General features: G+C 62.9%; 18 protein-coding genes. 6 read left to right on the top strand and 12 right to left on the bottom strand.

Annotation, left to right across the window (positions count from 1 at the left end; translation table 11 throughout):
- Nucleotides 1-2 precede the first annotated feature (2 nt).
- On the top strand, nt 3-836 hold the full coding sequence (gene nudC, locus M2394_RS00290) for an NAD(+) diphosphatase (protein WP_178923399.1): 834 nt from the start codon (nt 3-5) through the stop codon (nt 834-836).
- Here nudC and M2394_RS00295 read toward each other — a convergent pair.
- From M2394_RS00295 to M2394_RS00305, 3 genes are all read right to left on the bottom strand, one after another.
- A complete protein-coding gene (locus M2394_RS00295; RefSeq protein WP_178923401.1) occupies nt 804-1,583 on the bottom strand; it encodes a TSUP family transporter in 780 nt (259 codons plus the stop codon). The two genes, nudC and M2394_RS00295, sit on opposite strands and share 33 nt — an antisense overlap.
- 190 nt (nt 1,584-1,773) lie before the next feature.
- Nucleotides 1,774-2,493: a phosphatidylcholine synthase gene (pcsA, locus tag M2394_RS00300; protein ID WP_178923403.1), complete on the bottom strand. Its 720-nt coding sequence runs from the start codon at nt 2,491-2,493 to the stop codon at nt 1,774-1,776.
- Nucleotides 2,494-2,642: 149 nt separating this feature from the next.
- Nucleotides 2,643-3,557, bottom strand: a complete 915-nt coding sequence (locus M2394_RS00305; RefSeq protein ID WP_178923405.1) for a class I SAM-dependent methyltransferase — start codon at nt 3,555-3,557, stop codon at nt 2,643-2,645.
- A gap of 191 nt (nt 3,558-3,748) precedes the next feature.
- On the opposite strand from M2394_RS00305, the gene mdeB reads away from it, so the two are divergent.
- Entirely contained in the window at nt 3,749-6,427 is a 2,679-nt protein-coding gene (gene mdeB, locus M2394_RS00310) for an alpha-ketoglutarate dehydrogenase (protein WP_259171219.1), read from the top strand.
- Nucleotides 6,428-6,488: 61 nt separating this feature from the next.
- On the opposite strand, the gene M2394_RS00315 is transcribed toward mdeB, so the two are convergent.
- A complete protein-coding gene (locus tag M2394_RS00315) occupies nt 6,489-6,977 on the bottom strand; it encodes a DUF1289 domain-containing protein (protein ID WP_178923409.1) in 489 nt (162 codons plus the stop codon).
- 167 nt (nt 6,978-7,144) lie between these two features.
- Complete coding sequence (locus M2394_RS00320; protein WP_176997510.1) at nt 7,145-8,395, bottom strand: ribonucleotide-diphosphate reductase subunit beta; 1,251 nt, start codon at nt 8,393-8,395, stop codon at nt 7,145-7,147.
- Nucleotides 8,396-8,718: 323 nt separating this feature from the next.
- Here M2394_RS00320 and fae point away from each other — a divergent pair, with 323 nt between their 5' ends.
- The 4 genes from fae to M2394_RS00340 all read left to right on the top strand — a co-directional run bounded on the left by fae (nt 8,719) and on the right by M2394_RS00340 (nt 13,262).
- Nucleotides 8,719-9,231: a formaldehyde-activating enzyme gene (fae, locus tag M2394_RS00325; protein ID WP_016974617.1), complete on the top strand. Its 513-nt coding sequence runs from the start codon at nt 8,719-8,721 to the stop codon at nt 9,229-9,231.
- Between the two features lie 10 nt (nt 9,232-9,241).
- Entirely contained in the window at nt 9,242-10,276 is a 1,035-nt protein-coding gene (locus M2394_RS00330; RefSeq protein WP_259171221.1) for an aldo/keto reductase, read from the top strand.
- Complete coding sequence (locus tag M2394_RS00335) at nt 10,273-11,706, top strand: NAD-dependent succinate-semialdehyde dehydrogenase (protein ID WP_259171222.1); 1,434 nt, start codon at nt 10,273-10,275, stop codon at nt 11,704-11,706. The genes M2394_RS00330 and M2394_RS00335 overlap by 4 nt, the downstream gene beginning before the upstream one ends.
- A 179-nt stretch (nt 11,707-11,885) precedes the next feature.
- On the top strand, nt 11,886-13,262 hold the full coding sequence (locus tag M2394_RS00340) for an MFS transporter (protein ID WP_259171223.1): 1,377 nt from the start codon (nt 11,886-11,888) through the stop codon (nt 13,260-13,262).
- On the opposite strand, the gene M2394_RS00345 is transcribed toward M2394_RS00340, so the two are convergent.
- From M2394_RS00345 to M2394_RS00375, 7 genes are all read right to left on the bottom strand, one after another.
- On the bottom strand, nt 13,209-14,084 hold the full coding sequence (locus M2394_RS00345; RefSeq protein ID WP_178923417.1) for a LysR substrate-binding domain-containing protein: 876 nt from the start codon (nt 14,082-14,084) through the stop codon (nt 13,209-13,211). The two genes, M2394_RS00340 and M2394_RS00345, sit on opposite strands and share 54 nt — an antisense overlap.
- A 133-nt stretch (nt 14,085-14,217) precedes the next feature.
- Entirely contained in the window at nt 14,218-15,387 is a 1,170-nt protein-coding gene (locus M2394_RS00350; protein WP_178923419.1) for a hypothetical protein, read from the bottom strand.
- A gap of 85 nt (nt 15,388-15,472) precedes the next feature.
- Nucleotides 15,473-17,113, bottom strand: a complete 1,641-nt coding sequence (locus M2394_RS00355; RefSeq protein WP_178923421.1) for an ABC transporter ATP-binding protein — start codon at nt 17,111-17,113, stop codon at nt 15,473-15,475.
- A 2-nt stretch (nt 17,114-17,115) separates the two neighbouring features.
- A complete protein-coding gene (locus tag M2394_RS00360) occupies nt 17,116-17,952 on the bottom strand; it encodes an ABC transporter permease (RefSeq protein WP_176997501.1) in 837 nt (278 codons plus the stop codon).
- On the bottom strand, nt 17,949-18,902 hold the full coding sequence (locus M2394_RS00365) for an ABC transporter permease (RefSeq protein WP_177005457.1): 954 nt from the start codon (nt 18,900-18,902) through the stop codon (nt 17,949-17,951). Before M2394_RS00365 ends, M2394_RS00360 begins: the two co-directional genes overlap by 4 nt.
- 58 nt (nt 18,903-18,960) lie before the next feature.
- On the bottom strand, nt 18,961-20,595 hold the full coding sequence (locus tag M2394_RS00370) for an ABC transporter substrate-binding protein (protein ID WP_259171224.1): 1,635 nt from the start codon (nt 20,593-20,595) through the stop codon (nt 18,961-18,963).
- Between the two features lie 293 nt (nt 20,596-20,888).
- Nucleotides 20,889-22,115 (bottom strand): Xaa-Pro peptidase family protein, encoded by a 1,227-nt coding sequence (locus tag M2394_RS00375; protein WP_178923425.1) that lies wholly within the window; start codon nt 22,113-22,115, stop codon nt 20,889-20,891.
- Nucleotides 22,116-22,148 lie beyond the last annotated feature (33 nt).

Below are 22,148 nucleotides of genomic sequence, written 5' to 3' on the forward strand. Positions count from 1 at the left end.
ACATGACCCCAGGCTGGATTACCACAACACTTCTGGACAACGACACCCCTGGCGGCTGGGCCGTCGCCCGCAGCCGCGACGGCTTCTTGCATGACGCCAACGGCCCGCTGTTCCCCCGGGAATGGCTCAAGCGCCAGGACTTGGCGGTGTTTGCCGAGCACGGCATCGGCCACCTCGACGGCGAGCCGGTCTACCTGCTGGAGCTGGACGCCGCCGCCGAGGTGGAAGGTTGCAGCTGGCAGGGCCTGCGCGCCTTCATGCTGCAAGGCGACCACACGTTGTACAAAGTGTTGGGCTACGCCGCGCAGATCGGTACCTGGGCCCGCGAGCACCGCTTTTGTGGCAGTTGCGGCCAAGCCATGGTCCAGGTGCCCCGCGAGCGCGCGATGCATTGCCCGGCCTGTGACCTGCGCAGCTACCCGCGGATTTCGCCGAGCATGATCGTGCTGGTGACCCGTGGCGACGAGATCCTGCTGGCCCGTTCGCCACGCTTTGTGACGGGGGTGTACAGCACGCTGGCGGGGTTTGCCGAGCCAGGGGAGTCGGCCGAAGACTGCCTGATCCGCGAGGTACGCGAGGAGGTGCAGGTGGAGGTGAAGAACATCCAGTACATGGGCAGCCAGTGCTGGCCGTTCCCGCACTCAATGATGCTGGGCTTCCATGCCGAATACGCCGGCGGCGACATCGTGCCCCAGGCCGACGAGATCGAAGACGCGCAGTGGTTCAACATCCACGACCTGCCGCCGTTGCCGGCGTCACGTTCGATTGCGCGCTACCTGATCGACCTCTACCTGGCCCGTCGCTTAGGCCACGCTGAACCAGTGCTGCCAGGCTAGGCGCACCGTCAGCCCGAGCACTACGGTGATGAACACCGGGCGAATGAACTTGGCGCCGCCGCTGATTGCGCTGCGTGCGCCAAAGAACGCGCCACACATCACCGACACGCCCATCGCCAGGCCGACGATCCAGTCCACCGAACCATTGATGATGAACACCGTCAGCGCGCCCGCGTTGCTGACGAAGTTCATGCTGCGCGCCACACCGCTGGCCTTCACCAGGTCGATGGGGTGCAGCAACATGGTGCTCACGGTCCAGAACGCCCCGGTGCCCGGGCCGGCCACGCCGTCGTAGAAGCCGAGGCCGAAACCCTGGGTGGATTGCCATTTCTTCTTGATCGGCGCATCGGCGTCCAGCGGCGCCTTGGGCGTGCCGCCGAACAACAGGTACACGCCGCAGGCGAAGACGATCACCGGGAGCATTTTGTTCAGGGTTTCGGCGGGCAGGTAGTGGGCGACCACGGCGCCGCTCAACGCGCCGATCAATGTGCCGACGATGGCATGCACCCACTGGCGCGGGTGGAACAGCTTGCGGCGGTAGAAGGTGAAACTGGCGGTGGCCGAACCGAAGGTGGAGCTGAGCTTGTTGGTGCCCAGCACCAGGTGCGGTGGCATGCCGGCCGTGAGCAGGGCCGGCGTGGTCAGCAGGCCGCCGCCGCCCGCGATGGCGTCGATGAAACCGGCGATAAAGGCGACAAGCGCCAGGATGGCGAGGGTGGTGAGGTCAACGCTGAGTTCGAAGGGCATGGGCAGGGCTTATTCTTGGCAGGGTGCGCAGCGAAGGGGCTGCGCCAAAGGCCTGCATCTTACCTGCCGGAGGTACCGAGAACCACATGTGGGAGCGGGCTTGCTCGCGAATACGGTGTGTCCGTCACCTCATGCATTCACTGACACACCGCTTTCGCGAGCAAGCCCGCTCCCACATGGGTAACTGCGATCAACCGTGACGCTTTTCCAGCCACTCCAGCGCCGTACGCCAGATGCAAATCCCCAGGAAATACGCCGACATCAGCGACCACAACCCAAACGTCCACGGGTTGGTGTTCGGGTAGTCCACCACCATCAGGAAGCTGCACAGCAGCCAGATCGTGGTCACGGCGATGTTGATTGGCATGAACCGCTTGACCCGGAACGGGTGCAGGAACTTCATCGGCGTCACGGTCAGCAGGGCCAGGCCGATCACCGTGAGCAAGGTCACCCAGGCCTCCGGCTGGATGATGTACACGCACAGCGCCACCACGTTCCATGCCGCCGGGAAGCCGACGAAGTAGTTGTCCTTGCTCTTCATGTTCACGTTGCAGAAACAGAACAGCGACGACACCAGGATCACCGACACCGTGAACAGGTGAGTGAAGTCGGGCAGGTCGATGTAGCGGTAGATGAACAGCGCCGGGATGAACACATAGGTCAGGTAGTCGATCACCAGGTCCAGCACCGAGCCGTCGAAGCTCGGCAACACGGTGCTGACGTTGACCCGGCGTGCCAGGGAGCCGTCGACGCCATCGACCACCAGCGCCAGGCCCAGCCACAGCAGGCAGGCCTTGGGCGAGTTTTCCAGCAGCGCCAGGGTGGCCAGAAAGGCCAGTACCACACCGGTGGCGGTGAAGCCGTGGGCGCCCCAGGCTTTGAGTCTGGCTACATGCAGGGTCGATATCACGGGCGGTTCTCCAAAAGGTGAAACGGGGCAGCCGACAACGTAACGCCGTCGAGTCTGGCCGGGGAATGCAGGTATCGACCGGGAAGGGGGGGATAAGGTTCACCGCCCCGGTGTATCACTTAGCGTAGCAAGCGTAGGACGATTCGGCATCAGCCCTGGCGGAACACCAAGGCCTTCAAGCCACTTTGCGGGTCAATATCAGGAAATTCCGGCGGGTTTTGCAGCCGTTCGATAAAGCGCAGGCCCGGTGCTTCGCGGGTCACGCCGTCGATCAGGAAGTCTTCACCCAGGGCCGGGTCATTCATGCAGGCCAGTACCGTGCCCTGTGGCGTGAGCAAATCCGGCAGGCGGCGCAGTACGCGCTGGTAGTCCTTGGTCAGCAGGAAACTGCCTTTCTGAAAGGACGGTGGGTCGATGATCACCAGGTCGTAAGGGCCGTTGTGCGTGACCTTGGCCCAGGACTTGAACAGGTCGTGGCCCAGGAAGCTGACCTGGCTCAGGTCATGACCGTTCAGGCGGTGATTGTCACGGCCGCGGCTCAAGGCGCCACGGGCCATGTCCAGGTTCACCACATGCTCGGCGCCACCTTCGATGGCCGCCACGGAGAACCCGCAGGTGTAGGCAAACAGGTTGAGCACGCGCTGGCCCTTGGCTTGTTCGCGCACCCAGTTGCGCCCGTAGCGCATGTCGAGGAACAGCCCGCTATTCTGTTTTTTACCCAGGTCGATCAGGTAACGCAGGCCGCCTTCGGTGATGATCAGCTCTTCGACGGGGTTGCCCACCAGCCATTCGGTGGTGCTTTGCGGCAGGTAGCGGTGTTGCAGGGCCACGGTGTGATCGGCCAGTTGCGTGCGCAGCAGCTGTTTCAGGTCTTCCAGTGGCTGCGCCTCGGGCTCCTTGAACAACGAGACCAGCACCACGCCTTGCAACCAGTCCACGGTCAGTTGTTCCAGGCCCGGCCAGCAACGGCCACGGCCGTGGAACAGGCGGCGGGTTTCGTCCGGTGGCGTGGCCAGGGCGGTGGCGAGGTGAGCGTGCAGGGTGGCGAGTGCGTCTGGGGTCATCGTTGAGCGTCAGTCATTGAGCGGGCGGCATTTTAAACACAGTTGCAGGGTTGCGGGGTGCTTGAGCACAACGTGCTGGAAAAAAGCCAGTTGGCAGTGATTCATGCTCAAAAAGCTGTGAGCTGCGCCTGATAACAGGCAAATAATCCTCTGGCACCGACATAAACTGGAAAAAAAGCCCGGAGGTGCCCATGAACGGTTTCGCGAGTGCAGTCAATCACACAGCAGTGGATCAGGTAGAGCTGGACGAATGGCGCGACGCCCTGGCATCCCTGGTGGCGAACGCCGGGCCGGCCCGGGCCCGGCAGATCCTCGACCTGCTGGCCCGTGAAGGCAGCGCCCCGCACATCGACTGGAAACCACGCCACGGCACGCCTTACATCAATAGCATCAGCGTCGAACAGCAACCGCCATTCCCCGGTGACCTGGCCACTGAAGAGCGCCTGGCTTCGCTGGTGCGCTGGAACGCCCTGGCCATGGTGGTGCGCGCCAACCAGGCCTATGGCGAACTGGGTGGCCATATCGCCAGCTACGCCAGTGCGGCGGACTTGTTCGAAGTGGGCTTCAACCACTTCTTCCGCGCGCGCAACGAGGGCTTTGGCGGCGACCTGGTGTTCTACCAGCCGCATTCGGCACCGGGGATTTACGCCCGTGCCTTTCTGGAGGGGCGCCTCAGCGAGAGCGACCTGGCCCACTATCGCCAGGAAATCGGTGGTCCTGCGGTCGGCGCACGGGGGCTGTCCAGTTACCCCCATCCGTGGCTGATGCCTGACTTCTGGCAGTTCCCCACCGGTTCCATGGGCATAGGCCCCATCAGCTCGATATTCCAGGCGCGCTTCATGCGCTACTTGCAACATCGCAGCTTGCAGGACACCACCGACCGCCATGTGTGGGGCGTGTTCGGCGACGGCGAGATGGACGAGCCAGAAAGCATGTCGGCCCTGACCCTGGCCGCCCGCGAAGGCCTGGACAACCTGACCTGGGTGGTCAACTGCAACCTGCAGCGCCTCGACGGCCCGGTACGCGGCAACGGGCGGATCATCGACGAACTGGAAGCCTTGTTCGCCGGCGCCGGGTGGAACGTGATCAAACTGGTCTGGGGCTCGGACTGGGACGCCTTGTTCGCCCAGGATATCGACGGCTCGCTGGTCAACACCCTGTCAGATACCGTCGACGGGCAATTCCAGACCTTTGCGGCCAAAGACGGCGCCTACAACCGCGAGCACTTCTTTGGCCAAAGCGAGTCCCTGAAGGCGCTGGTGGCAGGCATGAGCGACGAGCAGATCGACCGCCTCAAGCGCGGCGGCCATGACATGGTCAAGATTCACGCGGCTTACCACGCGGCACGCCGGGTCAAGGGCAAGCCCACGGTGATCCTGGCCCAGACCAAGAAGGGCTTCGGCATGGGCGAGGCCGGGCAGGGCAAGATGACCACCCACCAGCAGAAAAAACTCGACCGCGACGCGCTGATCGCCTTCCGCAATCGCTTCCAGTTGCCGCTGAGCGATGAACAGACCGAATCCTTGAGCTTCTTCAAGCCAGCTGACGACAGCCTGGAAGCGCGTTACCTGCACCAACGGCGCAATGCGTTGGGCGGCTATGTGCCCAGCCGCAGCCAGGTGGCCGCAACAGTCGCGGTGCCGTCGATAACGGGATACGCCGGATTCGCCACGGCGGCCGACGGCAAGGAAATGTCCACCACCATGGCCTTTGTGCGCATGCTCACTAACTTGCTCAAGGACAAGGCCCTGGGCCCGCGCATCGTGCCGATCGTGGCGGATGAAGCACGCACTTTCGGCATGGCCAACCTGTTCAAGCAGATCGGCATCTATTCCAGCGTGGGCCAGCGCTACGAGCCGGAAGACATCGGCTCGATCCTCAGCTACCGCGAGGCCACCGACGGGCAGATCCTCGAAGAAGGCATCAGCGAAGCCAGCGCCATCAGTTCCTGGGTCGCGGCCGCCACCAGCTACTCGGTGCATGGCCTGCGCATGCTGCCGTTCTACATCTATTACTCGATGTTCGGCTTCCAGCGGGTCGGCGACCTGATCTGGGCCGCCGCCGACCAGCGCGCTCGCGGGTTTCTGCTGGGCGCCACGGCCGGGCGCACCACCTTGGGCGGCGAAGGTTTGCAGCACCAGGACGGCAGCAGCCACCTCATGGCGGCGACGGTGCCGAACTGCCGGGCCTACGACCCGGCGTTTGCCGGTGAATTCGCGGTGATCCTCGACCACGGCATGCGCCAGATGCTGGAGCACGATGTGGATGAGTTCTACTACGTGACCCTGATGAACGAAAACTACCCGCAGCCGAGCCTACCGGGCGGCGTGGAGGCCGCGATCATCAAGGGTATGTATCGCCTGGAAGGCGCCGCCGACGCCCAGGTGCGCCTGCTCGGCTCTGGCACGCTGGTGCGCGAGGCCCAGGCAGCGGCGCAGCTGCTGGCGGAGGATTGGCAGGTGAGCAGCGAAGTGTTCAGCGTGACCAGCTTCAGCGAATTGGCGCGGGATGCGCGGGAGGTGGAACGTTGGAATCGCCTGCATCCGCAGGACACGGCGCGGGTGAGTCATGTGAACGCGTGCCTGCCCCAGGGCGCGCCGGTGATCGCGGTGTCGGACTACGTGCGGGCGGTGCCGCAGATGATTGGTTCGTACGTGGACTCCCGTTACACCGTACTCGGCACGGACGGTTTTGGCCGCAGTGACACACGGGCGGCGTTGCGGGATTTCTTCGAGGTGGACCGCCATCACCTCGTGCTGGCGGCACTGACGGCATTGGTAGAGCAGGGGAGCCTAGACGCGAGGGTGTGCCAAGAGGCGATTGAACGGTACGGTTTGCAGGCCGAGCGTGACCCGTCCTGGACCTTCTGAGCAGCAGAGATCAACTGTGGGAGCTGGCTTGCCAGCTCCCACATGGGTTTTGTGGTGTGACTTAGAAGGTGGCAATCAGGGCAGGGCCGAAGGCGTCCTTGAGGAAACCTGGGGCGATATAGCGTTCGTAATGCGCCTCGGACAACAGGAAAAACTCCCGGTCAATCGCATCGCGCAAATCCGCCAGGTGCCGCTCGCGAAACTCCGGCAACAATGCCAAGCCGTAGGCCTCCAGCTTGGAAATCACCCTCGCACCCCGGGCAATCAACTGGTAGGCCCAACAATATGGCGACTGATGCGGCACAAAGCGGATCTTGCGGCTTTCCAGCTGCTGGCGCAGCAGGTGCGCGTCGAACACTTCCAGCTTGCTGGCCATGACCTGCACCAGCAACTGCTCCAGGCGCAACCACACCGCCTGCTTTTCCTCGGCGTTATAGCCGTTCCACTGGATCACCTCATGGTGATAACGCTTGCAGCCCCGGCAGACCAGGTCCCCGTAAACGGTGGAGCACAGGCCGACGCAGGGGGTCTTGATGGTTTGATTGGGCATAAATGGCTTGCTTGCAAAATCTAGAGAGCACCGCAGTCCCAATGTGGGAGGGGCGGTACGACGATTCGACTTGCTCGCGAAAGCGGTGTGTCAGTCACCGGATGCATCGATTGACATATAGCCTTCGCGAGCAAGCCCGCTCCCACATTCTGGATCCGCGTCGATGATTAGTCCCAGCTCAGCGCGCCGCCAGTCTGGTACTCGATCACGCGGGTCTCGAAGAAGTTCTTCTCTTTCTTCAGGTCCATGATCTCGCTCATCCAAGGGAACGGGTTGGTCGTCCCTGGGTACTCTTCCTTCAAGCCAATCTGCGACAAACGACGGTTCGCGATGAACTTGAGGTAATCCTCCATCATCGCCGCGTTCATGCCCAGCACCCCACGAGGCATGGTGTCACGCGCATATTCAATCTCCAGCTGAGTCCCTTGCAGGATCATCTGGGTCGCTTCTTCCTTCATCTCGGCATCCCACAAATGCGGGTTTTCGATTTTGATCTGGTTGATCACGTCGATACCGAAGTTCAGGTGCATCGACTCGTCGCGCAGGATGTACTGGAACTGTTCGGCGACGCCGGTCATTTTGTTGCGGCGGCCCATGGAGAGGATCTGGGTGAAGCCGCAGTAGAAGAAGATGCCTTCCAGGACGCAGTAGTAGGCGACGAGGTTGCGCAGCAGTTCTTTGTCGGTGTCGACGGTGCCGGTTTCGAACTTCGGATCGGAGATCGAACGGGTGTACTTCAGGCCCCAGGCTGCCTTTTTGGCGACCGATGGAATCTCGTGGTACATGTTGAAGATTTCGCCTTCATCCATGGCCAGGGATTCGATGCAGTACTGGTAGGCGTGGGTGTGGATCGCTTCTTCGAAGGCCTGGCGCAGGATGTACTGGCGGCACTCCGGGTTGGTGATCAGGCGGTACACGGCCAGCACCAGGTTGTTCGCTACCAACGAGTCGGCGGTGGAGAAGAAGCCGAGGTTGCGCATGACGATGCGACGTTCGTCGTCGGTCAGGCCTTCGGGGTTTTTCCACAGGGCGATGTCGGCGGTCATGTTGACCTCTTGCGGCATCCAGTGGTTGGCGCAGCCGTCGAGGTACTTCTGCCAGGCCCAGTCGTACTTGAAGGGTACGAGTTGGTTGAGGTCGGCGCGGCAGTTGATCATGCGCTTTTCGTCAACGGCGACGCGGGCGGAGGCGCCTTCGAGTTCGGCGAGGCCTTCGGCGACGTCGAGGCTGTCGAGGGCGGCCTTGGCGCGCTTGATGGCGGCGGAGTCGCTGGCGGTGACGGCGCGGGCTTCGATGGCGGCGGCGGCGCCGGCACCGTCGAGGCGGTCCATGTTGGCTTCGGTGGCGTGGCCGGCGTTGGCGCCCTTGATCACCGCTGCACCGGTGTCTTCGTTGTCGACTTCATCCCAACTCAGCATCGAAATACTCCTTCCTGGTCTGTTCTGACGGTGTGTGAACCCGTCCATAAATGTGCGATTTGCAGGCTTCAAGGCATTGAAATACTGCCAATAGTGTGGTCGGTAAATACCGATGCTGCACACTATGTAGTGGTCTGTTTTGTTTGTGGGCACACTATATGGGGTGTAACACCGATGGTCAACGCACAAGACGGCATCGATCGTCGCAGGGGGCATGAGTAAAAGTCACAGCCCCATGACTTTTAATGGTTACGGCCGTTTTGACCCCCGGTGCTAAAAATTCGCCAACAAGCTCCCCATAACAACAACGAGCGTTTGCGAAAATGAAAGCACTTGATCTGTACATCGGCGAAGGCTTCGAAGGCCCAGGCGTCAATGCTGCCCACATCAACATCCTCATCGGCCCGCGCAACGGCCCGGCCGGCCAGGCGTTTGCCAACAGCCTCGCGTCGCCCAGCCAAGGCCACTGCCCGTTCATGGTGATCGCCCAGCCAAACATCCCGGTCAAGCCCATGACCCTCTACGTCAACAAGGCCGAAATCAGCAGCGACTTGCACGGCAACGCCACCTGGGGCGCGTCCCAGGCCGGTATCGCCAAGGCCGTGCTGGAAGCCTTGCTCGACGGCACCTTGCCGCCCGAAGCCGAAGACGAGTGGGCCATTGTCACGGCCAACTGGGTCAACCCGGGCTGCGACGACCTGGACGCCGTCTACCTGAACAACTACAACGCCTGCCGCACCGCGATCCGCGCCGCCCTGACCGGCACGCCGTACACCGCGCAACTGGCGGACGTGGTCAATCACATCAGCAACCCGTTCTACACGCCTAAGGCCTGAGGAGAATCCCATGCAATACACTCGACTGGGCAACTCCGGCCTGCAAGTCTCGCGCCTGTGCCTGGGCACCATGAACATGGGCACCCCAGACTGGAAACCGTGGATCTTCGACGAAAAGCAAAGTGAGCCCATCGTCGCCCACGCCCTGGCCAACGGCGTCAACTTCATCGACCTGGCCGACTTCTACTCCGCCGGTGTCGGCGAAGAAGTCGTCGGGCGCATCCTCAAGCGCGTGGCGCGCCGCGACGACATCGTGGTCACCACCAAAGTCGGCTACGGCACCCGCAGCGGCATCAACGCCAGCGGCCATTCGCGCAAGCACATCATGGACAGCATCGACCTGTCCCTGAGCCGCCTGGGCATGGATTATGTCGACGTGTTCATGCTGCATTACTTCGACGTGAACACCCCCGTCGAAGAAACCCTGTGTGCCCTCAACGACATCGTGCGTTCCGGCAAGGCCCGCTACATCGGCGTGTCCACCATGCTCACCGGCCAACTGGCCAAGATCCTCATGGCCTGCGAGCGCAACGGTTGGGTCAAGCCGATCAACATGCAGCTGCAACTGAACTGCGCCTACCGCGAAGAAGAGCGCGAGATGATCCCGTTCTGCCGCGACCAGGGCCTGGGTGTCTCGGTGTTCAGCCCGCTGGCCCGGGGCTTGCTCACCGGTGAAGTGCAGTCCACCCGCAACCAGACCGACTTCTTCACTCAGCAGATGTACGCCGACCAGGCGTCGTTCGACATCGCTCACTCGGTGCAACGCGTGGCCCGTGCCCGTGGCGTGTCCAACGCCCAGATCGCCCAGGCCTGGGTTGCCAACCACCCGGGTGTCGACGTGATGCTGGTGGGCGCCGACACCACCGAGCAATTCGACAGCGCGCTGGCGGCCCTGGACACCCAACTGGACGCCGAAGAACTCCACGAGCTGGAACGCAACTACACCCCGTGCGATGTGATCAACGACTACACCGCCGGCAAGCGCATCCTGCGTGAGGCCCGTCCGGGCCTGGACCGTTTCAACTTGATCGAGGCCGTGGCATGAATCCGCTGATCCGTACGGGTAACTACATCGATGGCCAATGGTCCAGCGGTGGCCCGACTTACCCGGTGCTCAACCCGGCCAATGGCGCGCTGATCGTTGATGTGCAGCGCGCCGCCGCCGAGGAAACCGACTTGGCCATCGACGCTGCCAACCGTGCGTTGCCGGCCTGGCGCACGCTCACCGCCAAGGAGCGCAGCCAGCGCCTCAAGCGTTGGAGCGAGCTGATGCTGGCCAACCAGAAAGACCTGGCGCAGCTGCTCAGCCTGGAACAGGGCAAACCCTTGGCCGAAGCCATGGGCGAAGTGGTCTACGCCGCCAGCTTCCTGGAGTGGTTTGGCGAAGAAGCCAAGCGTGCCTACGGTGACGTGATCCCGAGCCACAAGGCCGACGCGCGCATTATCGTGGTCAAGGAAGCCATCGGTGTGGTCGCGGCAATCACCCCGTGGAACTTCCCCCTGGCCATGGTCACCCGCAAGGTCGGGCCGGCGCTCGCCGCCGGTTGCACCATGATCCTCAAACCGTCGGAAGAAACCCCGCTGTCGGCATTTGCCCTGGCGGTACTGGCCGAACAGGCGGGCATTCCGGCCGGTGTGTTCAACATCGTCTCCGGTGATGCCGTGGCCATCGGCGGCGCGCTGCAGGCGTCCAGCGTGGTGCGCAAGCTGTCGTTCACCGGCTCCACCTGCACTGGCAAGCTGCTGATGCGCCAGGCGGCGGATACCCTGAAAAAAGTCTCACTGGAACTGGGCGGCAATGCCCCGTTCATCGTGTTCGACGACGCCGATCTGGAGGCCGCCGTCAAAGGCGCCATGGCCTCCAAGTTCCGCAACACCGGGCAGACCTGTGTGTGCGTGAACCGCTTCTTTATCCAGGACGGCGTGTACGACGCGTTCACCCGCAAACTGGCCGAAGCGGTCAGCGCCATGCGTGTCGGCAGCGCCCTGGACGGTGAAACCGAGCAAGGCCCGCTGATCAACGCTGCGGCGTTGGCCAAGGTCGAAGCCCATGTCGGCGACGCGTTGGAGAAGGGCGCCACGCTGCTGTGCGGTGGCCGTCGCCATGCGCTCGGCGGTACGTTCTTCGAACCGACCATCCTCACTGAAGCCAGCGGCGACATGCTGATCGCCCAGGAAGAAACCTTTGGCCCGGTGGCGGCGTGCTTCCGCTTCAAGGATGAAGCCGAGGTGCTGGCACGCGCCAACGACACGCCGTTTGGCTTGTCCGCCTACTTCTACAGCCGCGACATCGGCCGTGTGTGGCGCATGGCCGAAGGCCTGGAAGCCGGCATGGTCGGCATCAACGAAGGGATCATCTCCACCGAAGTCGCGCCGTTTGGCGGCATCAAAGAATCGGGCCTGGGCCGTGAAGGTTCCAAGTACGGCCTGGAGGATTACCTGGAGATCAAATACCTGCTGATGGGCGGCCTCTAAGCCTCCCGCGTCCAAACAACACTAAACCCCTGTGGGAGCTGGCTTGCCTGCGATAGCGGTCAGTCAGCCACCACCTCCATAACTGATGTACCGCTATCGCGGGCAAGCCCGCTCCCACATTTGGAGTGGGGCTTGTCTGTTGTTACTCCGTCAAGAAAAACAATATGGAGAACACCCCCATGACTGCTCAACCCGTCAAAATCGACGACCTGCCCATCGGCCGTTTTCACCTGAAAATCGCCGGCCTCACCTTTGGCGCGCATTTCACCGACGGCTATATCCTCGGCCTGATCGGCATCGCCTTCACCCTGCTCAGCCCACAGATGCAACTGGACGCGTTCTGGCAAGGCTTGATCGGCGCTTCGGCCCTGATCGGCCTGTTCCTGGGCAGCCTGTTTTTCGGCTGGATCTCGGACACCCTCGGCCGGCAGAAAATCTTCCTGGTCAGCTTTGTGCTGATTACCGTGGCCTCGGTGATGCAGTTCTACGTCGAAACCGCCATGGGCCTGTTGCTGTGCCGCATCCTGATCGGCATTGGCCTGGGCGGTGACTTCAGTGTCGGCCACGCGATGCTCGCCGAGTTCTCGCCGAAGAAACATCGCGGCGTATTGCTCGGTTCGTTCAGTGTGATCTGGACCTTCGGCTACGTGGCGGCCACCTTTGTCGGCACTGCAATGCTCAGCCTGGGCGACGATGCCTGGCGCTGGATGTTGGCGTCTTCGGCGATCCCGGCCGGCTTGATCCTGATTGCGCGAATCGGCACCCCGGAATCCCCGCGCTGGCTGGTCAACCGTGGGCGCATTGCCGAAGCCCGTGCCATCGTCAAGAAACACTTGGGCGAACACGTGGTGCTGGATGAAGAGCCCGCCACCCAAGCCCGCTCCGGCTACGGCGTGCTGTTCAGCCGTGAATACCGCAAGCGCACGGCGTTCAACTGTCTGTTCTTTGTGTGCATCGTGATGCCGTACTTCGCGATCTACACGTTCCTGCCGTCGATCCTGCAGAAGATGGGCTTGTCCCAGGGCTTTGGCACCGAGCTGCTGCTCAACCTGCTGCTGATTGTCGGCGCGTTGATCGGTATCTGGTGCACGGTGAAATTCTCGCGCCGGGGCTTTTTGATCAACTCGTTCATCATCCTCGCGGCGGCGTTGTTCCTGCTGGCGGTATTGCCGGGGAGCCTGGCGTGGCTGATGGTGCTGACCTTCGGCGTGTTCACGTTGGTGCTGTCTGCGGTGAGCAACCTGGTGGGCGTGTTCCCGGCCGAGAGCTTCCCCACTGAAGTGCGTGCCAGCGGCATCGGCCTGGCCACGGCGGTCAGCCGCCTCGGTTCGGCAATCAGCACGTTCCTGTTGCCCGTCAGCGTGGCCGGAATCGGCTTGAGCCCGACCATGGGCATTCTCGCGGCGATCCTGGTGTTTGGCGCGATCATCTCCTGGGCCTGGGCGCCGGAGACCAAGTCCCTGACCCTGAACCAGGCGTGCAAGGCCGAGGCACCGCCGTTGTCAGGGGTTGCTGACCTGGCCCAGCCACTGCGTAAACAGGCGAACCTTGGATAAACCCTGTTTGTCCGTCGCCACATCCAGCCAATAGCCATACGGGCCGATCACTTCTACGGGGGTGATCGGCACCAGGCTGCCGTTGGCCAACTCGCGTTCGATCATCTGCCGGTCGATCACCGCCAGCCCACCGCCTGCCAGGGCGGTGTGGATCACTTGGTCCAGGGTGCTGAATTCCAGGCCCTGCTCTGCATCGATGTCGTCTCGGCCCATGGCCGCCAGCCAGTTCTCCCACACCTTCAAACGCTTGCCGTCGTGCAGGATATGCAGCAGCGCAAAGCGCCGCAGGTCGGGTGGTTGGTCGCCGGTGAACAGTTCCGGGCTGGCCACGGCGATGTGGCGTTCCATCACCAGCAACTCACTGCTGCATTGGGCGTTCGCTTCCAGGCCAAAGCGGATCTGGCAGTCGATCTCGGCCAGGCTGGCGTGGCTGTTCTGATGGGTGACGCTGAGGTTGATGTCCGGGTAGCGCTCACAAAACCTGCGCAAGTGCGCCGACAGCCAGCGTGTGGCCCAGGTTGGCGGCGCAACGATGCGCAGGCGCTGGCGCAGGTTGGGCACACGCACGGCTTGCAGGGCGCGTTCGATATGGTCGAAGGCATCGCTCAGGTGCGGGGAAAGGGCGAAGCCGGCTTCGGTCAGGGACAGGCCCTGGGGCGTGCGGATGAAGAGGGCGACGCCAAGGTAGTCTTCCAGTTGCTTGATCTGGCGGCTGACCGCGCCCTGGGTGACATTGAGGCCCACGGCCGCCTGGCTGAAGCTGCGGTGGCGGGCGACTTCTTCGAAGACGCGGAGCATGTTGAGGGAGGGCAGGTGGCGCATGGTTCGGGTTCCACACAGTGTTTTTATTGTGTTTGTGCGAACGCCATCGCCGGCAAGCCGGCTCCTACAGTTGAAATGCGGTTCCCTGTAGGAGCCGGCTTGCCGGCGATAGCGATCTCAGCAATGCCGCCTATTAGAAGTAATACCCGATGTTCATGTACAGCTGATTCTCCCACTGGTTGCTACCCCCAGCCCCCAGGCTCTGGGTATAGCTGCTGCCACCAATGTACGGATCGTTCTTGCCGATCAACCACTCCGTGGCAATCCACAATTTGCTGAACGAAAACGACGTACCCAGGATCACCCGCTGCGAGGTCTTGAACTCATTGTCGGATTTGTCGAAGGCACTGTAGTTGGCGTACAGCTTCACGCCGCTGATCTGGTCGAACAGGTACTTGCCGCCCACGTCGTAGCTCAAGTCCGCCACGTACAGGTTGCCACGGCTGGCGACGTTGAAGGTGCCGTCATACCCGCCCAGCGTCACCACTGCGTCGGTGCCTTCGTTGCGCGGCGACATCTGCTGGCGCGCCGCCTGCAATTGCAGGCCCCACGGGCCGTTCTTGCCCAGGTAGTGGATGGCCACGGCGTTGCGGCGGCCGTCGTTGCCGGTGTCCTTGTTCTCCAGGGTCGAGGTCAGGCCAGACACACCGACTTCGGATTTCCAGTTACCCAGGTCCATGGCCTTGGCCACCCGCACCACCACGGTGTTGCGCTCCTGGTTGTTGCTGCCGTCGGCCACGTAGCTATCAGCCTCGGAGATCACGCTGGAGTAGGTCACGCCCTTGCTGGTGCCCTTGCCTTGCCACGCCGGGCGCAGGTAGTAACCGGCCTGGATGTTCCAGTCGCCACTTTGCTGGATGTACTTGGTACCGATCTGCTGCACGTCTTCCAGGCCGATCACGTTGCCCAGGGTTTCGTAGAAGGTGCTGCCAAAATACGGCTGCAGGCCGAACGGCACGGTGTTGAGGCCCACTTGCACCTGCTGGTCGGGGTTGAACTTGTAGCCGACCCAGGCGAACTTGGCGAACTGGATGTCGCCGTAGTTCTTGGTGTACTGGTACGGGTAGGAGCGCCCGTAGAAGCGGTACTGGGCTTCGCCGATCCAGGTGTCGGAGTTGTACTTGGCGCTGAGAAACGCGGTGTCCAGGCCGAACTTCTGGATGTCGCGGTCCGGGTCGTAGTCCCAGCGTGCGCGGATGGCGCCGCCGATGTCGAGGTTGTCGGTGACCTGGATCGCCATGGCCGGTGCCGCGAGGGCGCCGAGCACGGGGATCAGGGCGAAGTAGCCTAAGGTTGGTCGCATGGTTTGGCTCTCGTTATTGGTTTTTTTTGGGCAACAGCAGCCCGTTGCCGCAGCGAACGCTGCGACGCAGGGAAAGGGGTGGAACTCAGTGCGCGGCGGGGCGGATCAGCCTCAGCGGCGGCCCGGCAGCCGGTAGTTGCGACGCCCCGGGCGCGGCCGCCAGCAGCGCCTGGGTGTAGCTGTTCTGGGGCCTGAGCAGCACTTGCTCGGCAGTGCCGTATTCAACGACTTCGCCCTGGCGCATCACCGCGATGTGGTCGCTGATCTGCGCCGCCACGCGCAGATCGTGGGTGATGAACAGGATGCTCAGGTTCAACTGCTTCTGCAGGTCGGCCAGCAGCTCCAGCACCTGCTTTTGCACCGACACGTCCAGCGCCGACACGCTTTCATCGGCGATCAGCACTTCCGGGCGCATCGCCAGGGCGCGGGCAATGCCGATGCGCTGGCGCTGGCCACCGGAGAACTGGCGAGGCTTGCGTTGCAGGGCGTCACGCTTGAGGCCGACCTGTTCCAGCAGGTCGCCGGCCTCGGCCCACGCATCCTTGGCCGACAAGCCGCGCAACTGGGCGGCACGGGCGATGATGTCGCCGACGCGATGGCGCGGGTTCAACGAACCGTAGGGGTCCTGGAAGATCATCTGGATGCGCCGACGGTTGGCCGCCAACGCCGAGCCGTGCAGCGCCAGGAAGTCGGTATCCCCCACCCACACATGGCCGCTGTCGCTGTCCACCAGGCGGATCGCGGCCTTGACCAGGGTGCTCTTGCCCGAGCCCGACTCGCCGACAATCGCCAGCGTCTTGCCCCGTGGCAGGTTCAGCGACACATTGCGCAGCGCTGCCACCGAGCTGCCGCCGACGTTGTAGGTCTTGGTCAGGTGTTCGATGCGCAAGGCCATTTCGCCGTCGTCACCCGGCACATGCAGTTCCGGGTGCAGCGCCGGCACTGCCGCAATCAGCTTGCGCGTGTAGGCATGGGCCGGGGCATTCAGCACCTGGTCACGCTCGCCGATTTCCACCAGACGGCCGCCTTCCATCACCGCAATGCGGTCGGCAATCTGCGCCACCACGCCGAAGTCGTGGGTGATGAACAAGATGCCGTGCTGCCCACGCCCGCGCAGGTCACGCACCAGCTTCAAGACCTGGGCTTGCGTGGTCACGTCGAGGGCCGTGGTGGGTTCGTCGGCGATCAGCAGGTCCGGGTTCATCGCCAGCGCCATGGCAATCACCACGCGCTGGCATTGGCCACCGGACAACTGGTGCGGGAAGCTGTTGGCGATGCGTGGCGGGTCCGGCAGTTGCGTCGACTCGAGCAGCGCAAGCATTCGCTCACGGCGCTCGGCCGCTGGCATCTGCGGCGCATGGATGTCGAAGATCTCCTCGACTTGCTTGCCAATGCGAATCGCCGGGTTCAATGCCGCCATCGGCTCCTGGAAAATCATCGCAATGCGGTTGCCGCGCAGGGCGCGCAGGCGCGGTTCGTCGAGAGTGCAGATGTCGTCACCGAGAAAATCGATCACGCCGCCGGCATGCTTCAGGCCCTTGGCGTAATCGCCCATGATCGCCGCCGACAGCACGGATTTGCCCGAGCCCGACTCGCCGATCACACACAGGATTTCACCCTTGCGCACGTCCAGGCTGATGCCGTGCACGGCGTGGCTGCGGTCGGCGCCCTTGGGCAGCTCGACGCTGAGGTTATCGACCCGCAAAACGGTGTGCTGGTTACTCATGCTCAACTCCTTGCGCCTTGCTGCGCGTGTTCATCCAGCCCGTCGGCGAGCAAGCTCAGGCCGAGCATCAGGGTGGAGATGGCGATGCAGGGGAAGATCACCAGGTGCGGGAAGGTAATGGCCATGGCGCGGCCGTCGTTGATCATGCCGCCCCAGTCCGGGGTGGGCGGCGGCAGGCCGAGGCCGAGGAAACCCAGGGCGCCGATCATGATCGCGGTGTAGCCGATGCGCAGGCAGAAATCGACGATCAACGGGCCGCCACAATTGGGCAGAATCTCCACCAGCATGATGCGCAACGAGCCTTCGCCCTGGGTGATGGCGCTGAGCACGTAGTCGCGTGAGCGAATGTCGATGGTCAGCGCGCGCATGATGCGAAAGATCGCCGGCGCACTGGTGAACGTCACCGCAATCAGGATGTTCAGCGCCGAGGCGCCGAGGGCAATGATGATCACGATGTACAGCACCAGCACCGGGAACGACAGCACCGTGTCGGCCACGTAGGACAACGCCGCATCCACCCAGCCATTGAAGTAGCCGGCGCACAGGCCCATGGCAATGCCCACGGCAAACGCAGTAAGCGTGGCCAGGATCGACCAGAACAGCACGGTGCGCGTGCCCCAGATCAGACGCGAAAGAATGTCGCGGCCGATCATGTCGGTGCCCAGCAAAAAGCTCGCACCGTCGTCACCAGCGGTCATCGGAGTGAGCAGCGGCGTGAAGCTTTCCAGCGGATCATGGGGTGCCAGCCACGGCGCGCAGAGCGCCACCAGCACCCAGCCGCCCACCAGCAACAGGCCAAGCAGGGCCAGGGGGTGTTTGAAGGATTTGAGCAGGTTCATTGGCTGCCTCCGCCGAGACTGCGCAGGGTGATGCGCGGGTTGAGCCAGGTGTAGGCCAGGTCCGAGAAGATCTTGCTGATGCCCACCACCACGCCGCTGATCATCGCGCAGGCTTCGATCAGGTAGACGTCATGGTTGAGGGACGCGGTGTAGAGCATCGAACCGAAGCCCTTGTAGGCGAAAAACACCTCCACCACGATCACGTTCGACAGCAGCCACGGGATGTACAGCATGATCACCGTGACCGGCGCGATCAGCACATTGCGCAGGGCATGGCGCAGCACGATGCGGGTTGTCGAGGCGCCCTTGAGGCGAGCCGTACGGATGTACGGCGCCTGCATCACCTCGACCATCGACGCCCGGGTGATGCGCGCCAGGTAACCGATGCCGAACAGGCACAGCACCATCAGCGGCAGCACCAGTTCCACGGCGCTGAAACCGTCGCTCATGCTGCTCACGCCCGGCAGCCAGTTGAGCCAGAACACAAAGATCGCCGAGACGAACACCGCACTGGCAAAGTCCGGAATCGAGGTGGTGACGATCGACAGGAACGACACCAGCCGGTCGACAGGCGAGCCTTGGCGCACGCCGGCCAGGATGCCCAGGGTCAACGCCACGGGCACCATCACCAGCAAGGCCAGCCCGGCCAGGGTCAGGGTTTGCCACAGGTTGGGCAGCAGCAGCTTGAGCACCGGCTCGCGAAAGTACACCGAGGTGCCCCAGTCGCCGGTGACGAAGTCCTTGAGCCACACCAGGTAGCGCCACACGAACGGCTGGTTGTAGCCGTGTTCCAGCAGCCAGGCGGCACGCTGGTCGGCGGCGGAGTAGGGGCCGAGGACGTTGATTGCGACGTCCTCGATATTGAGTTCCAGGGCCAGGAACACAATCAGCGATACCGACAGCAGGGTCGCCAGCAGCATCAGCAATTTGCGCAGTAGAAAATGAGCCATCAGGTACATGCTCCGACGGATGATGGGAAACCTGCCCGCAGGTGCGGGCAGCGCCGACTCAAACGCTCAGCCAGACATTACCCATGGGGTAGAAGTCGGAAGGGTGTACCTGGAAGCCCTGCACCTTCTTGCTCACGGCGGTGAACTTGTCACCCCAGAACGGCTGCACGATCACGCAGGCGTCTTGCAGGATCTGCTCCACGCTTTGCATGGCCACGGCCCGCTGCTTGGGGTCGATGATGCCCATGGCCTTGTCCAGGGCGGCGTCGAAGGCCGGGTCGCTGTAGTGGCTTTCGTTCCACGCGCCGCCGCCGCGATAGGCCAGTTCCAGGGACATCACCCCCAGCGGGCGATGGGCCCAGTAGGTCAGGCTGAACGCGGCCTTGTCCCAGATCGGCCAGTACTGCGCCGCCGGCACCACCTTGAGGTTGATGCGGATGCCGGCTTCCAGGCAGTTCTGTTGCAGGATCTGCGCGCAGTCCTGCTCATAGCGACCCTGGGTGTTGCCGACGATCAGGTCGATGTCCAGGCCATTGGGGAAGCCGGCTTCGGCCAGCAGTTTTTTCGCCGCTGCCACGTCGCGCTCGCGCTTGGGCAGGGGGAAATATTCGGGGTGGGACGGTGCCACGTGGTGGTCTTCACCCAGGGTGCCCATGCCGCGATACGCCACCTTGAGCATCTGTGCGTTATCAGCGCACAGCACCACGGCCTTGCGGATACGCAGGTCGGTGAAGGGCTTCTGGTCGCAGGCCATGCGCATGACCACGGTCTGCGCCGATTTGCAGCTGAGCAGTTGCGCGCCGGGCAAACGCTTGGCCAGGTCCAGCTCGGCCACGGTGACGCGGTACAGCACGTCGACTTGGCCGGCTTGCAGGGCGGCCAGGTGGGTGGACACGTCGGTGCCCATGTCGATGTAGCGCAGCTCGTCGAGGTTAGCGGGCTTGCCCCAGTAGTCGGCGCGCTTGGCGAAGGTCGCCTGCTTGTTCACCGCGAACGACACCAGCTTGAACGGCCCGGTGGCCAGCGGGTTTTTCGCCCAGTCGTCACCGGCCTTGAAGCTGCGGTGCACCAGGGCGCAGGTGAACGCATTGAGCATTTCCGGGATGGCCAGGATCGGCCGTTTCAGTTGCAGGCGGAACTGGTAGTCGCTGACTTTTTCGAAGGCCTTGATGTCCTGGAACGCCGTGCGGTTGACCGACTTGGAGTCGGCCGCGATCCAGCGCTCGATGTTGTGCTGCACGTCGTCGACGTTGAAGCTGTCGCCGTTGCTCCACTTCACGTCCTGGCGCAGGTTGAAGGTCCAGGTGGTGAGGTCGTCGGACGGGCTCCAGCTTTCGGCCAGGTACGGGTGGGTGATGTTGTCGGCATCGACCCAGGTCAGGTATTCGAGGGAGTTGCGCAACAGGTTGGAGGCTTCGATCCAGGTGATCAGCATCGGGTCCTGGATTTCCTGGATGGCACAGGCAAAGCGCAGGCTGCCGCCTTGGCGGGCCGGTGTGCCATCAGCGGCGTGGGCATCGTTGCCCAACAGGGCCGAGCCGATAATGGTGGAAGCACTGGCCACGGTAACGCCCAGCAGGGCGGCGGTGCGCAGGAACTGGCGGCGGTTGATCTCGCCACGTTGCACTTGGGCACACAGGTCGTTTACGGCTGGATGCGGCAGGCTGCCGTCCAGGGTCGTCAAGTCTTTCATAAGCCTCTCCGGTACTTGCGAATATGCGTTTTTGTTGAACCGCAAGGGTCAGTGGCAGGCGCCGATCAGGCGCAGCACGGACCGCTGTGAAGCCGGCAGGAGAACAAGGCGCAACGTAGTCAGGAGGCGGGCAATGAGGTAGGACATAGGGCAGCTCTCATGTTGTTTTTATTAGAGATGCCCGCAGTTTTGTCATTTGCGCAAAGATCGACAAACGACAAATTCTGCGCAGTAACCTTCTATAAATGCATGTTACTGGTCCTTCCCAGGGCCGCCTGTGGGGCTAGACGGGTTCAGCGCGGCAACAGGCGCGGATCGAACGGGTAATCGGAGAGCAACTCGATGCCGTGTTCGTGGATGTAGATCTGCTCTTCGAGCTTTACGCCTTCGCCGCCGTCGTCATGGCCGATGTAGCTTTCCACGCAGATGGTCATGCCGGCTTCAAACACGCCGTCGTAGCCCAGCGCGTCGATGTCCTCACGGTGCACCACGTAGGGGTATTCACCGGTCATGCCAACGCCGTGTACCAGGGCGAAATAGCGGTTGTTCTTGTAATGGTCGGGGATCTTCCAGGCCATCTCGGCGTATTCCTTGAAACTGCGCCCGGCCTTGAGCATTTCGACGTTGGTCTGCACCTGCTCGTAGGCGAGCTTGTACAGCTCCTGCTGCTTGGCCGTGGCGGCCTGGTCGCCACACAGGAAGGTGCGCGAGAAGTCCGCGTAGTAGCCAAAACGCCCGACCACGTCGGTGTCGAGGGCCACCAGGTCACCGGCTTCGATGGGGCGCGTGCTGCACTCCTGGAACCACGGGTTGGTGCGCGGGCCGGAGGAGAGCAGGCGGGTTTCCACATAGTCGCCATCGGTGGCGATCACATGCTGGTGCAGGTGTGACCACAACTGGTTCTCGGTGATGCCGGGGGTCAGCTTACTTTCCATCAGGCGCACCCCGGCCTCGGTGGCGCGCAGGCTGGCGCGGATCATCTTCAGTTCGTTGGGCACCTTGATGCAGCGGGCGCGCTCCAGCGGTTCCTGGGCATCGAACACTTGGTAGCCGAGGCGTTGCAGTTCAAAGGCGGCGGCCGAGGTGGCGCTTTCGATGGCGATGCGTTTACCGCCACCGCACTTGCGCACCAGTTCGTCGATTTCGGCGGCCCAATCGGCGGTGACGTTGCCCAGGAAGCTTTCGCAGAAGTAATAGGAAATCGCCTTGGCCGGGCGCACTTCGTCCACGGTGTTGAGGGTTTCGGCCAGGTGCAGGCAACCGCCGAATTCGAAGATCACCACCGGGCCTTCTGCCGGGATAAAGGCGTAGCGGGCGGGGTTGCGCGCCGAGTACACCTGCATGTTGCGCGAGCCGGTGGCGTAGCGCATGTGGGTGGGGTCGAACAGCACGCAGGCGGCGTAGTCGCGTTTTTTCAATTCGTTGCGCACCCGTTGCAGGCGGTCCAGCTGGATCTGCTGGATCTCGTCATAGGTGGGTTCACAGTCGGCGGGGTTGCGGTTCGGGCCGGACAGACTCATGGGGTGTTCCTCGCAGGGCACATTACGGTTTTT

Origin of the sequence: Pseudomonas sp. BIGb0164 (assembly GCF_024810135.1) — a bacterium.
GTDB lineage: Bacteria > Pseudomonadota > Gammaproteobacteria > Pseudomonadales > Pseudomonadaceae > Aquipseudomonas.

Excerpts from the sequence above, each read along its gene's own strand:
- nudC (WP_178923399.1), top strand. The coding sequence starts at position 3 with ATGACCCCAGGCTGGATTACCACAACACTTCTGGACAACGACACCCCT.
- M2394_RS00295 (WP_178923401.1), bottom strand. The coding sequence starts at position 1,583 with ATGCCCTTCGAACTCAGCGTTGACCTCACCACCCTCGCCATCCTGGCG.
- M2394_RS00305 (WP_178923405.1), bottom strand. The coding sequence starts at position 3,557 with ATGACCCCAGACGCACTCGCCACCCTGCACGCTCACCTCGCCACCGCC.
- mdeB (WP_259171219.1), top strand. The coding sequence starts at position 3,749 with ATGAACGGTTTCGCGAGTGCAGTCAATCACACAGCAGTGGATCAGGTA.
- M2394_RS00315 (WP_178923409.1), bottom strand. The coding sequence starts at position 6,977 with ATGCCCAATCAAACCATCAAGACCCCCTGCGTCGGCCTGTGCTCCACC.
- M2394_RS00320 (WP_176997510.1), bottom strand. The coding sequence starts at position 8,395 with ATGCTGAGTTGGGATGAAGTCGACAACGAAGACACCGGTGCAGCGGTG.
- fae (WP_016974617.1), top strand. The coding sequence starts at position 8,719 with ATGAAAGCACTTGATCTGTACATCGGCGAAGGCTTCGAAGGCCCAGGC.
- M2394_RS00330 (WP_259171221.1), top strand. The coding sequence starts at position 9,242 with ATGCAATACACTCGACTGGGCAACTCCGGCCTGCAAGTCTCGCGCCTG.
- M2394_RS00335 (WP_259171222.1), top strand. The coding sequence starts at position 10,273 with ATGAATCCGCTGATCCGTACGGGTAACTACATCGATGGCCAATGGTCC.
- M2394_RS00340 (WP_259171223.1), top strand. The coding sequence starts at position 11,886 with ATGACTGCTCAACCCGTCAAAATCGACGACCTGCCCATCGGCCGTTTT.
- M2394_RS00345 (WP_178923417.1), bottom strand. The coding sequence starts at position 14,084 with ATGCGCCACCTGCCCTCCCTCAACATGCTCCGCGTCTTCGAAGAAGTC.
- M2394_RS00350 (WP_178923419.1), bottom strand. The coding sequence starts at position 15,387 with ATGCGACCAACCTTAGGCTACTTCGCCCTGATCCCCGTGCTCGGCGCC.
- M2394_RS00355 (WP_178923421.1), bottom strand. The coding sequence starts at position 17,113 with ATGAGTAACCAGCACACCGTTTTGCGGGTCGATAACCTCAGCGTCGAG.
- M2394_RS00360 (WP_176997501.1), bottom strand. The coding sequence starts at position 17,952 with ATGAACCTGCTCAAATCCTTCAAACACCCCCTGGCCCTGCTTGGCCTG.
- M2394_RS00365 (WP_177005457.1), bottom strand. The coding sequence starts at position 18,902 with ATGGCTCATTTTCTACTGCGCAAATTGCTGATGCTGCTGGCGACCCTG.
- M2394_RS00370 (WP_259171224.1), bottom strand. The coding sequence starts at position 20,595 with ATGAAAGACTTGACGACCCTGGACGGCAGCCTGCCGCATCCAGCCGTA.
- M2394_RS00375 (WP_178923425.1), bottom strand. The coding sequence starts at position 22,115 with ATGAGTCTGTCCGGCCCGAACCGCAACCCCGCCGACTGTGAACCCACC.